The 13,981-nt window shown below is 51.2% G+C and carries 11 protein-coding genes; 8 read left to right on the forward strand and 3 right to left on the reverse strand.

Going from position 1 to position 13,981, the window contains the following annotated elements; genetic code table 11:
- Positions 1–46: 46 nt before the first annotated feature.
- The 3 genes from AFERRID_RS06965 to AFERRID_RS06975 form a co-directional block, all read right to left on the reverse strand.
- Positions 47–1,636 carry an outer membrane protein assembly factor BamB family protein gene (locus AFERRID_RS06965; protein WP_226832962.1) on the reverse strand — a complete coding sequence of 530 codons (1,590 nt, stop codon included), beginning with the start codon at positions 1,634–1,636 and terminating at the stop codon, positions 47–49.
- A gap of 412 nt (positions 1,637–2,048) precedes the next feature.
- Positions 2,049–3,416: a sigma-54-dependent transcriptional regulator gene (locus AFERRID_RS06970; protein ID WP_126604677.1), complete on the reverse strand. Its 1,368-nt coding sequence runs from the start codon at positions 3,414–3,416 to the stop codon at positions 2,049–2,051.
- A gap of 41 nt (positions 3,417–3,457) precedes the next feature.
- Positions 3,458–4,894, reverse strand: coding sequence for a sensor histidine kinase (locus AFERRID_RS06975; protein ID WP_226858230.1), 1,437 nt, complete (start codon positions 4,892–4,894; stop codon positions 3,458–3,460).
- A gap of 523 nt (positions 4,895–5,417) precedes the next feature.
- On the opposite strand from AFERRID_RS06975, the gene AFERRID_RS06980 reads away from it, so the two are divergent.
- The 8 genes from AFERRID_RS06980 to AFERRID_RS07015 all read left to right on the forward strand — a co-directional run bounded on the left by AFERRID_RS06980 (position 5,418) and on the right by AFERRID_RS07015 (position 13,796).
- On the forward strand, positions 5,418–6,200 hold the full coding sequence (locus AFERRID_RS06980) for a c-type cytochrome (protein ID WP_126604678.1): 783 nt from the start codon (positions 5,418–5,420) through the stop codon (positions 6,198–6,200).
- Entirely contained in the window at positions 6,193–6,981 is a 789-nt protein-coding gene (locus AFERRID_RS06985; protein ID WP_126604679.1) for a YciK family oxidoreductase, read from the forward strand. Before AFERRID_RS06980 ends, AFERRID_RS06985 begins: the two co-directional genes overlap by 8 nt.
- A gap of 101 nt (positions 6,982–7,082) precedes the next feature.
- Positions 7,083–7,703: a ubiquinol-cytochrome c reductase iron-sulfur subunit gene (gene petA, locus AFERRID_RS06990; RefSeq protein WP_113526107.1), complete on the forward strand. Its 621-nt coding sequence runs from the start codon at positions 7,083–7,085 to the stop codon at positions 7,701–7,703.
- 27 nt (positions 7,704–7,730) lie between these two features.
- A complete protein-coding gene (locus AFERRID_RS06995; RefSeq protein ID WP_126604680.1) occupies positions 7,731–8,939 on the forward strand; it encodes a cytochrome b in 1,209 nt (402 codons plus the stop codon).
- Positions 8,936–9,664 (forward strand): cytochrome c1, encoded by a 729-nt coding sequence (locus AFERRID_RS07000; protein WP_126604681.1) that lies wholly within the window; start codon positions 8,936–8,938, stop codon positions 9,662–9,664. The genes AFERRID_RS06995 and AFERRID_RS07000 overlap by 4 nt, the downstream gene beginning before the upstream one ends.
- A 562-nt stretch (positions 9,665–10,226) precedes the next feature.
- A complete protein-coding gene (locus AFERRID_RS07005) occupies positions 10,227–12,071 on the forward strand; it encodes a cytochrome c biogenesis protein ResB (RefSeq protein WP_126604682.1) in 1,845 nt (614 codons plus the stop codon).
- Positions 12,064–13,251: a c-type cytochrome biogenesis protein CcsB gene (gene ccsB / locus AFERRID_RS07010; protein WP_126605685.1), complete on the forward strand. Its 1,188-nt coding sequence runs from the start codon at positions 12,064–12,066 to the stop codon at positions 13,249–13,251. Before AFERRID_RS07005 ends, ccsB begins: the two co-directional genes overlap by 8 nt.
- A 146-nt stretch (positions 13,252–13,397) precedes the next feature.
- Positions 13,398–13,796: a hypothetical protein gene (locus tag AFERRID_RS07015; RefSeq protein WP_226828974.1), complete on the forward strand. Its 399-nt coding sequence runs from the start codon at positions 13,398–13,400 to the stop codon at positions 13,794–13,796.
- Positions 13,797–13,981: the final 185 nt, after the last annotated feature.

Raw genomic sequence — 13,981 nt, forward strand, 5'->3', positions numbered from 1 at the left:
CGGCTGGTTACGTGTTCTCGGGCGGGCCGAAAGCACGCCATAAATACTAACTGCTATGACTTATCGTTTTTAGCGGAATCGCCATGATCCAGTCCCAGGAGTTGGTCAGGTAGACGGTACCTCCCACTATTACCGGGCTTTCGATCCCGAACTGGCCACCGATATGATGTTGGTGAAGTTCCTTTCCGGTGACAGGATTCACAACAAATAGGTATTGCCCAGTAGTGATGTACAGCAATCCGTTGTAATAGGTTGGAGCCGAACGCCCAGCGCCTGCCGCAACTTTAGTGGGGACATGCCATGTCCAGAGTAGCTTGCCCGTTTTAAGTTCATACGCCTGATAGGTGGATGCAACGGGATTGCCTACATATACGATATTGTTGTGGATCATGGGAACGCCCCCTTTAAACGCGGGTATTTTTCCTCCGCTTCCCATGTTTCTGGTCCATAGAACCGCGCCGGTCTTGGCATCAAATGCGCGAATGACGTTGCTGAACATGGCCTTTTTATTGGCTTGCGGTTTCGTTGTCGCATCGAGTACGACAACACCATCGGCCGCCGCCGGAGATACGTCGCCAATACCCGTATTACTGGCGCCCGGTATCGTCCCTTTCCATACGATATGCCCGTTGGATTCATTCAGACAATAAAGATATGGCTTGATCGCCATAGCAAAATAAATATTATGCCGATACGCGGTCACGCTGGACATGTTGTCCATGCCCCCCACATGAGTTTTCCATACCTGCTTTCCGGTAGTGGCATTAATCCCAAACGCATTTCCTGCGCCATCAGCAATAAACAGGGTGTTGTTGTCATAGGCTGGTGTCGCCATGGTTTCGCCAGGTGTCGCGAAGTACCAAAGTAGCTTGCCGTTGTTGCGGTTAAGGGCATAAATGCCGTTGAAACTCACATTTAGGCCTCGCGCTGAAGCCGATGGATTGTGGGCATAGCGCAGGACATTGGCGAAGTTGAAGGCTACGCTGCCGGCGGATAGGTATACCGTATTTCCAATAACCAATGGGTTGCCCATCAAATTATTACCGACAGGACTCGCGCGCCAGATGAGTTTCCCGGTTTTTGCGTTAACCGCATATGCAAACATATCATCGCTTTCCGCATAGACCACGCCATCAACCACCGATGGCCCCAGTGCGTTTCCATAGAACTGGGTTTGTGTTACGGATGCTTCCGCCGCGCCATAGGTCTTACTCCCGAACGGCGGGTTTGCCAGAGGCCATGCGCGGGCCTCCGGGAACAACCAGGATACGCCGTTCTTTATCCATTCCGGCGCATCGTCAGGGACCGGAAATGCAGCATTGTGGGCGGGATTCGCGTATGCGTGTGTCCATTCGGATGGGCCGACACCGGCATCCACGCCAGATGGTGCGTTTTCCGGGTGAGATACCGTTCGATAAGGCCCGGTTGAATCCATTGGAACAGCAACAGAGGCGGGCGCCAATGGCACCCAGCCAAAGAGGGCCAGCAACAATGACGATAAAAGAATTTTGTTATGTGGACCATGGTTACGTACAATACTTGGCATATCAGGTCTCCAATCCATTTGGTGAGATACAACGTACTCGGTCATCCGCTTCGCTTTTTCAACATGTGTTTCCACTTTAGTCATTTCCATAAACGATATTCACAGATTCAGAATGCTCGCTTCTATGACACAATCAGCGTTATATTTCTGGATACAGTCCGCTTATGATATTCAATGAATAAATGAAAATTGGAATCACGCGGCAGCATGAGATGTGCCATGCACTTGGCAACCTACAGAGTATTTGTCCCGATAAATAGTCCATTGCCATCCCAAGCATGCGGCCGCGGCCTACATACTGCATGTATTGTGCCAATCGCATAACGATCGCAGGATGCTGTATTATCTTGTTATTCTTGCAGCGTGAGTTATCCGGAAGGCGTGGGGAAGGGCCAAACGGCACAGGTCGACCGTGAAGTTGGCCAGAAAGGGCCAACGAGCGCGTATTTCGGCCCCATTTGACCTGGCCAAGTAACGGACCAGGCTAGCGCCTCTCTCGAAATTATAGCTTCTCGCCGCCCGGCACATCTTCACGGTCGGCGACCAGCCCAAGATTTTTCATGCGGGTCCGCAGTTGCTTACGGCTGATGCCAAGCAACCGCGCGGCCTGACTCTTGTTGGACTGCGCTTTGTTCAGGGCCGACACGACTGCCTCGCGCTCTACGGCGTGGAGATCATAAGTCCCCCCAAAGGAGCCTATTCTCTCTGTTTCCGTGGTGCGCATCTCGTTCGGGAGACCGGCGGCCAGTATGGTGCCCCCCCGATTCAGCACCACCAAACGCTCGACGATATTCTCGAGCTGGCGAATGTTGCCGGGCCACGAATAGGCCTCCATGGCAGCTAACGCTGCAGCCGCGATGTCTACTTCAGGCCGCCCCAGCTCTGTGCACACACGCCGCAAAAAATGATGGACGAGGGGCGCGATATCCTCCCGCCGTTCCCGCAGCGGCGGGATGTGCAACGGGATGACATTCAACCGATAATACAGGTCTTCCCGAAAACTGCCTGCCTCCACCGCCTTGGCGAGGTCCACATGGGTTGCAGCGATGATACGGGCCGCGAGGCGCAGGGGTTGATTCCCGCCGAGGCGAGTATATTCCCGCTCCTGCAAGGTGCGTAACAACTTGACCTGCATCGCCAGGGGCATGTCACCCACTTCGTCCAGAAAGAGGGTTCCGGAGCCCGCCATTTCCAATTTCCCTGCCTGAGACCGCACCGCACCGGTGAAGGCGCCTTTCTCGTGACCGAAAATTTCGCTTTCCACCAGATCCAGGGGAACGGCACCACAGTTGAATGCAAGAAAAGGCGCATGGGCACGGGGGGACGCCACATGCAACCCCCTGGCAACCAGCTCTTTGCCGGTTCCTGACTCTCCGGTAATCAGCACATTGGAAGGGGCGGGCGCGACGAGATGGATCATCTCCAGAATCTCGCGTGTGCCTGGACTCTCCCCGATAATGCCGTGGCGCGGCAAGTCCTGGCTGCGTGGCGGGTTGGTGTGACCCCGGCAACTCAATGCCTGGCGAATGATGGCGACGAGTTCCCCTTCATCCACCGGCTTGGTCAGGTAATGCTCCGCCCCCGCCTTGATCGCCTGCACAGCCTGTTCGATTTCACCGTAGGCCGTGGCAATCAGCACAGGTACTCTGGGCCAGCGCTCCTTGATGCGTGCCAGCAATTCGGTACCGCTCATCCCTGGCAGGCGCTGGTCTGTGAGGACCAGGACAGGGAGTTCCCTGGCCATGACGGCCAGGGCGTCCTCCGCGCTTTCTGTTTGTGTAGTCGAGAAGCCCTCAGCCTCCAGGATGGCCGCGAGTACGCTACGCAGATTTTTTTCGTCCTCGACGATGAGAATTTTCTGGGATCGCATGCCAATAATCTTTTCGATACCCTTAAAGGATGATGGGTGGATCATCGGCCGGGACCCTGCGGAGGTAAACAAAGTGCGAACTCGGCTCCGACTTCCCGATGGCGCAATTCCACTTGCCCGTCGTGGACCATCATGATTTTCGTGACCACCGCCAGACCAAGGCCGCCGCCCTTCGCCTTCCCTGTCACGTAAGGCTTGAAAATGTCATTGGCCCGCTCCGGCGGCACCCCTGGGCCATTGTCCACGACCCCGGCCACAAACTGCCCGTTTTCTTCGCGCCGACCGTATAACGTAATGCAGCCACCGTGGTTCGGCAGGGCTTCGACGGCGTTGAGCAACAAGTTGCTGATAGCCTGTTCAAACAACTGCGGATCGGCGACGACCTGCAGAGACGGCGGGCAATTTATAGTAAGAGTAATTTGTTTGGCCTCCAGATCCGTCGCGTGCCTTTTGCTGCTGCGTAAGAGCAAGTCCAGCGCGGGCACTTCTGTGAGATCTATATGATAAGGACGCCCGAAATCGAGAAATCCCTGGGTCATATCATACAGTCGCTGAACCTCCTCTTCTATGATATTGATAAATTCTTGCCGGTTCACCGGCTGCTCGTAGCGGACCAGGTATCGCGCCGCACCGCGTAAGGAGGAAAGCGCGTTGCGGATCTCGTGCGCCACCTGGGCTGACATCTCTCCAATCGTCGCCATGCATTGCATCGCCTGTTGTCTCCGGTGTAACTGTTCGAGTTCCAACAGATATTGCTGCAACCGCTGTTCCAGCCTCTTGAAACCTTCCTCCAGGCGGGTTATCTCGTCGCCATCCGCCGGAATGGGAGAATATTGCGGGAAACCGTCCACATGGAGCCGCGACTCCACATCCGCCATCTGCTGCGAGAGACGCCGAATGGGGCGAGTAAACGTGTTGCTAATGAGAGAGGCACCGATGAGACCCATGAAAGCCGTGATCATGCCAAGAAAGGAAAGACGCCTGATCGCAAGGTCCATTCGGGTATCCACTACGCTTTGGATCACGTCATTATTGGCCCGCAGGCTGACATAGCCGAGGATATGCGATCCGGCACGGATAGGAGCCGTAAACTCCTCGTGCCCCGGGTTTGTCGGCACCAGGCCTTGCCGACCGATCGCCGTTGACTGTGTGCTTGCGACTGTCAGACCCTGCGGATCGGTTATGATTGCGCGGCGGATCAGCGGGTTATTCTCGACCTGTTCAACCAGTTTAAGCAGCGTGCTGCTGTTTCCGGATAACAGAGGATCAGCGGCATCGCGGGCAAGTCCTCGGCTGAGATGGATGACCCTACTATGAATCTGTTTTTCCATATTTTGTTCGACCGCGGTGTAGAGAAACAGCACGATCATTCCATAGATGCCGGCAATGAGCATAAGCACAAAGATGATACTTTTGGAACGCACGCTCAGATGGCGCCATAAATGAATGGCAAAGGAGTGACTAAGGTGTGCTGTCAATAGTGAATCCTCATGTTTCAGTCATGTCAGTAGCACCCCAAATCCAGCGCATACGATGCGTATTCCATGCCATTCGGCCGGGGCGGGCGGAGTGTAATGACCGTGGTAAAAGGACGTTACGCCGACTGGGGCGACGGGGTCAACCGCCGCTTCTTCCGCATGAATTCTCCGTCGTTAGTTAGCCTGTAGGCGTTGTAGATCAGACGATCCAGAACATGGAATCGGTGGCCGGATCGCCGTGGAGTCAGTGGCCGGATGCGGCCGGAATACGCAATTTTGAATAAATAGCTTCAATCAACGCCCGCCCGGGCGCGTGGCCGTGTGGGATGGTGACCCTGATCGCCATCCCTGCAGGGCCTTTTTTGCCCCGCCTTCAACGCAGGCTTTGATGCGCAGTTTGGGCAGTATCTTCAATAATCAAGGAAGGGGTTGACCATAATCCGTTTTTATAGTCATATATGGACATTATGGGGTTATAGATTAATTAGATGATAAGTATATGCTAACGCGGGGGTGGAGATAGATGGTCCAACTTAGCTACACAAAAACAGCCGGCAAGATGGTGGCCTTGGTATCTGTCGTGTTTACCGGTATGGGCGCGATGCTTTTCGACACAATTGCTTATGGAGCGGCAAGTGCACCGAATAGCGAGGTTGTGGCTGCCACCGCTTCTTCGACCACGGCCGTTACGGTTCCAACGCAGTCCGTGGCGAATGCACAGAATACGACGGGTACCAACGCGACCGGCATTCCGCAACCGGTAAGCACTACCTGTATGGCATGTCACGGAATGACTGGAATATCTCCCAGTGGATCAATGTTTCCAGACTTGGCTGGTCAATGGTCTCCTTATTTGGTCAAACAACTCAACAACTTTAGAAGTCATACCCGTGCGGATCCCATGGCAAAGGCTATTATGTGGGGCATGGCCGCGTCGCTAACGCCGGCACAGGTGCAACAGGTAGCAAATTACTTCTCTACTCAGACTCCACCGAAAGCAAAAATGGCAAACGCTAAACTAGCGGCAGAAGGAAAGAAGATATATGAAGGTGGAATATCTAACCTTCATGTGCCTGCATGTATGGCATGCCACGGTCCAACCGGTCTAGGTGACCCGCCTTACTTTCCTCGCTTGGCAGGTCAACGGCGAGCCTACGTAGAATTGCAACTGCATTATTTCAAAAAAGGCCTCAGAACCAATGATCCGCATGCCATCATGCGATACGTCGCCTCGCGGCTAACGGCGCCGCAGATTACGGAGTTGGCAACCTATGTACGCAGTTTGCCTGGAGGTGCTAATGAATAATTATGTACCAGTTGATGGCTTGCTGAACGGGCGTGTAATCATTGTTACAGGAGCCGGGGAAGGGATTGGTCGCTGTGCTGCCGTAGAATTTGCCCGTTTGGGTGCTGAAGTAGTGTTATTGGGCCGAACGCAGCGGAAGCTAGAGGGTGTATACGACGAAATTGTTGATTCAGGTTATAAGGAGCCGGTTATACATCCAATGGATTTGCTGACTGCCAAGGGACGCGATTACCAGGATTTTGCGCAGCGCCTGAAGGAAAATTTAGGTCGCCTGGATGGGGTCCTGCACAATGCTGCGGAACTCGATATATTGACACCGATCCAGTATTACGACGAGGATTTGTGGGAAAGCGCGATGAAGGTGAATATGACCGCGCCATACTTATTGACACAAGCCTGTTTGCCACTGCTGCTTGCATCCGAGGATGCATCCATTGTTTTTATTACTGATGACTGCGCCCTTGAGGCAAAAGGTTATTGGGGAGCGTATGCTGTAAGTAAAGCGGCAGTACAACATTTTGGACTTACGCTTGCAATTGAATTGCAAAACACCAACGTTCGCGTGAACGTGATAAATCCTGGGCCGTGCCGTACGGGAATGCGGGTGAGGACACATCCGGGAGCATCAATAATGTCCGTTCCGCCACCGATAGCGATAATGCCCCTTTATGAATATTTGTTAGGGCCTGATAGCAACAATACACGTGGGCAAATAATGAATGCCAGAGATTGGCTGGATACGGAACACGATGATCGCCAGGTTGTTGCGGTTCTTGAGTAATAACCTGACAGACGTTGGATGGTGCCGCAAACAGCCCTACGGAATAAAACAAACTCTGGTAGTTACGCGGTTTGTATCAAAGCACGAGCGAGGTTATAGAAATGACAATAGTTACAGATTCGGAACATGGCCACAAAAATATTACACGCCGGCGATTTTTGGCGGCGGCTACATCGGCAGTTGGCGCGGTGGTAGCCGGGATGGTAGCTGTGCCCCTCGTTGATTCATTGGAGCCGACGGCTGCGGCCGAAGCGGCATCGTCAACCACCGTAGATCTGACGCCCATTGAACCAGGTATGCAGGTGACGGTGCCGTGGCAGAAAAAACCAGTAATAATAATAAATCGGACCCCGGAAATGTTGGCTACATTAAAAGAAACGATGGCAAAAGGAATTTTAAAAGATCCGCTATGCAAAGTGCCGCAGCAGCCCCCCTACTGTACAAATATGTATCGTTCCAGAGTTCCTGAGTGGTATGTCGGGATACGTATCTGTAATCATCTATGCTGTATTCCACATTATAGACCGAAAAAAGGAAGTGTTGCGCCATGGTGGCTTGGCGGATTTCACTGCCCGTGCCATGGTTCAATGTACGATCTGTCTGCACGGGTAATACAGGGTTCCCCAGCTCCGCATAATATGGCGGTGCCGGAGTATGAGCTCTCTACAGAGAAGATGAGTGCAACGATAACCCATATGTATCCCAAAGCTCACTTGTGTTGACAGATTGATAATTGAGGAGTGGATCCGATGAGTAGATTTTCGGCATGGGTTAACAAGAGGCTCCCGGTAGATGAAACCATAAGGGAGCATATGACAGAATATTTTGCGCCAAGAAACTTCAATATTCTATACTATGCAGGATCATTGCTGTTGTTGATGATCGTGCTTCAGTTGATTAGCGGGTTTTTTCTGATGGCGCATTATGTTCCTACATCTCAAGATGCCTTTGCTTCAGTACAAGGCATCATGTACGACACAAAATGGGGCTGGTTGATACGCTATATGCATGTTGATGGCGTATCTTTAATCTTTATATTGCTCTATACCCATATGTTTCGCGGGCTACTGTATGGATCCCATCGCGCCCCTAGGGAGCTTGTTTGGGTTATCGGGTATGTTATTTATTTGTTAATGATGGCAGAAGCCTTTGTCGGATATGTATTGCCATTTGGAAATTTATCTTATTGGGCGGGCGAGGTTATTACCTCTATTATGCACGCACTGCCGGTGGTGGGGCCATCGCTTACTACCCTAACGCGTGGCGGTCCCGGGATCGGGTCTGCGACACTGCAACGTTTTCTAGCGCTGCACGTGGTTCTGTTCTTCCTTATTATTCTCGCCGCCATCGCGCTCCATATCGTAGCATTGCATCGGGTAGGTTCGAACAACCCCGACGGTATTGACATCAAAAAACATAAGGGCCCGGATGGACACCCGTTGGATGGTGTACCATTTCACCCATATTATACCGTGAAAGATCTGTTTGGTGTTGGGGTTTGGCTGACCATATTCGTTACTATTATATTTTATGCGCCAACCATGCATGGGGTATTCATGGAACGTACAACGTTCCTTGCCGCAAACCCGATGGTCAGCTTACCAGATGTAACCCCACCTTGGTACCTATCGCCTTATTACGCAATGCTCCGTGCGGTACCTAACAAATATTATGGCATCGCAATAATGATTACATCCGTCTTGCTGCCGTTGCTGCTGCCTTGGCTCGATCGTAACCCCGTTCGGTCCAGCAGATACCGTCCAGTGTACAGGATGATGCTTATTATTGCGGGGGTGTCCTTCATTATTTTGGCATGGATTGGTCAGGAACCGCCATTGCCTAAATATTTTTTGATCGAGCGGGTGGCGACAGCTTTATACCTCGGGTTTTACCTCTTGCTGCCGTTCGTTAGCATGATAGAACCTACACGGCCCGTACCGGAGAGGGTTACAGGATGAGCACGTACAGATATCTATGGTTGTTGTTGGTGGCCATGTTGATTCCCGGGATGGCATGGGGGGCGGAAAATACGGTGCACTGGATGACGCCGCATTACACGTTCAACCGGACCACTGTAATCTCTGGAGCGCGTTATTTCGCAGATCACTGTATGGCGTGCCATTCAGTTAGTTCATTGCGTTACGAGTACCTCCGTGCAGATCTTGGCATGACGAAAAAAGAGGTGGAGAAGGATATCATGCTTCCGAACGGCGCGGCCTGGAAGGGAGAAATAGTCTCCCCAATGCCCCCTGACATGGCAGCCAAATGGTTAGGAAAGCCTCCTCCAAATTTGAGTCATATGGACCGGTATCTCGGCTCAAAATTTATTTATACGTACCTGTTGTCATTCTATTGGGATCCTGCGCGGCCATCAGGTTGGAACAATTATGTGTTCCCAATGGTTGCCATGCCAAATGTATTGGCTCCATGGGGCGGTACGGTTGGGCCAAAGGGGCAAGTAATTTTTCCCGGAAAACTTTCTCCTGCCGAATATCACAAAAATGTCGCAGATGTTGTGGCGTTCCTTCGATACGCCTCGGATCCCTCGTATTTTACACGAATGGCGATCGGCCCATATATCATTGGTATCATGGTACTATTTACCATCCTTGCCTATTTTCTCAAGACGGCATATTGGATTGATCTGAAGAAAAAACGTAGTAATGCCCATACAACCGGTTAACGGTTCCAAGCCAGTTGTGTGCCGGGCATGAAAACGGCCCGCCTGACCAGCACGTTTACGGGTCTGGCGGGTTTTTCGATGTGCGTGTACCGGTTTGGTGTGCCCCGGTGTGGGGTCGTTATGCTCCGTCGCCAACAACGATACGCTGTAACAGAGACATCATTTATTAATATGTGGTAACATATTGATATGTTAATGAGCCCTGATGCCGATGTTGAGGGTGCAACGTTCTCACCAAAGTGGAACTATCCAGCACCTAGCAGTGTCCCATTTTATGGGTCCACGGGGTGGGGGTGGGCGGCCCGGGGAGATCGCGATGTAGGGCTTGATTGCCCCGTGCGCATATGGTATCAAGCTAATTATATGGTTTATGCTTAGGATAGCGCGATAGTGCATGGTTTGCCCCATGGATATGGGGTCTTCACTTTATTTGCCATTGCGGGTGAGTAAGATGCAATGAGTCAGTTCCGGGCATAAATATGCATTGCTATCTTATTATAGAACTGTTTACAGGTGTATTAATAGCCTGCCACTAATCATGTAGTTATCAGAGGGATCAGATTTGGCTAAGCAGATTTCTGGAGATGCAAGTTATTCGAGAGTGCGCTTAGCAATAAACTTTTTGGGATCCATGCGATTAGCGGTTAGTCTGCTGGTGTTGCTCGCCATCGCCTCTGTTATTGGTACAGTTCTCAACCAACAACAGCCATATGAAGATTACGTTTTAAAGTTTGGCTCATTCTGGTTCGCTGTCTTTCGTGACGTCGGTTTGTACAATGTTTACCGCACTAATTGGTACCTGGCGATAGTCGGTTTTCTCGTGCTGTCTACTAGCACATGTTTGATTCGTAATACACCGCGCATGCTGAGGGAAATGCGCGAGCCGGATTTGGTGGTTGGATCGGGGTACGATCCGCGAGGGATGGTGAATAATACGGAACTGTTCTCGCCATTAACCGTTCAGTCCGCGAGTAATATGGTAGTAGCTGTCATGCGGGGGCGTGGATATCGGCCGAAGCTGCACGAAAGCAAAGACGGGGTGGTAGTTACTGCTCGAAAAGGGCGTTATAATCGACTTGGGTATATACTAACACATGCGGCGATCATAGTATTTTGTGCGGCCGCGCTTTATAACGCCGATATTCCGGTGAAGCTGGATATGCTGACGGGCGCAGTACGACCGGAGAATAACTTTCATATTCCGCTGTCGGAAGTCAACAAAAAGGCTTGGCTCTCGGATAATAATCCTGCATACCGTGGCACGGTTACCGTTCCGGAAGGCCAGTCAACGCAAGTCGTCTATGAGTTGGTAGGGAATGGTTATCTGGTCCAACCACTTCCGTTCCGGATCATGTTGAAGCGGTTTCATGTCGCTTACTACTCTACGGGCATGCCTAAGGATTTTATATCCAATATCGTCCTTTACAATAAGGAAGGTAAGGTACTGAAAGAGGCTAATGTCCGAGTTAATCACCCACTTACCTATCATGGCGTTCAGGTATTTCAGGCGAGCTTTGTCGACGGGGGATCCCTTCTGAAAATGAAACGCTATATGTTTAATGATCCGGGGGCAGATGCGGTTGATGAGCAAGCGCGCGTCGGGCAGTCAATAAATTTATCCGGTACGAGCTATAAGTTAAAATTAAAAGGATTCTCCTTGGATAATGTTGTCCCTGCAGACGCCATAGAATCTCGGCCGGGCGCAGCACATAAACACATCAACCTCGGGCCGAGTTTTACATATATTGCGCAAAGTAAATCTGCGTCTAGTGCCGAGTTTAAGACCTATATGCAGCCGATCACGAGAGATGGACAATCCTATTTTGTGCAAGGCGTTAGGACAGCGTTCGGTACTCCATACCAATATCTTTTTATCCCAACGGGACCAAATGGTTCCATTGGGTTATTTATGAAATACTTGTCCGCACTACAAAAGCAGGCAAGCGTGAGTAACGGTGAAAGCACCAAGCGCTACATTCTACATACATTTAAGGTGGTGGTTAACAAATATGCGCCATCTATGACGACGGAGGCCGAGGGATTATATTTCCAGTCCGCGATTAGCGCAATATTGCAGCTTAAAGCATACCCAGTACCCTTCGTGGTTACTCTTACCGGATTTGATCACCGCTGGGCGGCTGGGCTAGAGGTTACGAAGTGGCCTGCCACTGTGGTTATTTATTGGGGTTGTGCTGTACTGGTTCTTGGCATATTTATACTATTCTATCTGCCGCAGCGCCGGATGTCGGTTGCGTTGCGCACGTTGACGGATGGCACAGAGGTGATAATCGGTGGCGCGAGCAGCCGAAATCCGTATGAGTTTACCAAGGAGTTTGAAGGATTTGTTACCCGTCTCAAGAGTGCCCTGCAGAGTCAGGATGACAGGAAGGAGAATAATGATGGCTAGCTCACAAGCAGATGAGTCGCTCGCGCTTACGAAAATGGAAGCCGAGGGACATTGGGTTAATCGCATCAGCAAGCTGGACCTGCTGTGGTTCGCGGGGCTCACGGTTGCTGCTGGTGTTTTGGTGGACGTTTTTAATAGCCAGTTTTGGTTTTGGCAATATGTGGTTCTTGCTACCTGGTATGTCACGTTGGTTGCCGTCGGTATTCACTGGCGCGCCTTCCAGGTGGCATTCCTGACGGTGGTCAGCGCCGCTCTTCTGGGTGTTTGGTTGTATAGCATCGGCCAAACACCTGCTAACGATGTCATTTTATGTTACGTATTACAGGGCTATGCCGGTGTTATGTGGATGATCGGTTTTCTTTTGGCCGCCACCAGTGCTTATATTATCTACCTGGTTACCCTCTCGGAAAAAGTGGGGCGCTTGGCAACGGGGCTGACATGGGCCGGTGTTCTTATGGGCTTCATCGGCCTTGGTGTCCGTTGGCGCGAAACCTATATCGGGCATCCTGATTGGGGACATGTTCCGGTGACCAATCTTTGGGAGGTGATGGTGGTATTTTGCGCAGCCACTGCCCTCTTTTACCTTTATTATGAGTCCCGCTTCAAATCCAGAGCACTGGGGGCTTTTGTCATGCCCCTGGTTGCAGCGGCCGCAGGGTTCCTTATCTGGCTGACCTTTGTCCAGCATATGGACCGTATAGCACCGATAATTCCTGCGCTACAAAGCTTCTGGATGAAATTGCACGTACCGATGATGTTTGTGGCATATGCCAACTTTACTATCGCCAGTCTGGTTGGTCTCGCCTATATTCTCGGCGACCGCTCGCGTAGAAACGGTGGCGGCGGAGTTCTCGCGCGGGCTCTTCCCAGCGGGGAGGTTATGGATAACATGATGTCCAAGGCAATTGCCTTGGGATTTCTGTTGTTTACGATCGCCACTATCCTCGGTGCCGTATGGGCCGCCAAAGCGTGGGGCGGGTTCTGGTCGTGGGATCCCAAGGAGACGTGGGCACTTATAGTTTGGTTGAATTATGCCGGATACCTTCATGCCCGTACAAGTAAAGGATGGCGAGGCAAGCAGATGGCATGGTGGTCCTTCATGAGTCTGTGGGTTGTGACATTCTGCTTTCTGGGCGTTAACCTCTTTCTATCCGGATTGCATTCTTATGGAAAGCTCTGATTGCCTTTAGCGTTAAGGATTTTTCGTGCGGGGCGAGAAAAGTTGTTGGGCGCCGGCAGATAATGAAGGACGGAAAGCATGGAAATGGAATTGGACCGCCATGGTGGCACTCTCTTTATTCCTCGGTGTAGACAAAACATGGATAGATGTCGGTCATTATCTGTATTGCAGGCATGTGTATGAGGTATCTGTTGATTGTTGTTACAACCCTGGATATGGAAAAGAGCGAAGCCATAGTGGCTGTTTTTAACCGGGCCAAAGCAGCTACGGCTGAGTACGACGTAGAAGTTATTTTGACCGGAGAATCTGGGGTTATTGCAACAATACAAGCGGTAAAAAGTGGCTTCGATGAAGAATATATGCGTCTACTATATGACTCTATGCGATCTGCAAAATCAGCCGGCGTCAAAATTAGTATTTGCGAACGATCCATGGAGTGGTGCAGTTTAAATAATGATGAGCTTATCCCGGAGATAGATGACGTAGTCAGCAGTCAATATATTACTGAGCGAGCCGCACCGAATACCTATGTTGCTTATCTCTGAGTTTGGGATTGTGAAACAGTATATCTGGTTGATCTAATTGTTATCAGGTGGTCGGGTATACTTTAATGGTCTTGTGCCCGCAAAAAGAGGGTGACCCAATGCAACTGATGTCTGAGGTGGTTTTTCGTGCGGCGCTGGTGTGAGCATCTTTCCTGGCGCATGCCGATGAAACACACATGATGCAG

This window comes from Acidithiobacillus ferridurans, from assembly GCF_003966655.1.
In the GTDB taxonomy this organism is placed as follows: Bacteria; Pseudomonadota; Gammaproteobacteria; order Acidithiobacillales; family Acidithiobacillaceae; genus Acidithiobacillus; species Acidithiobacillus ferridurans.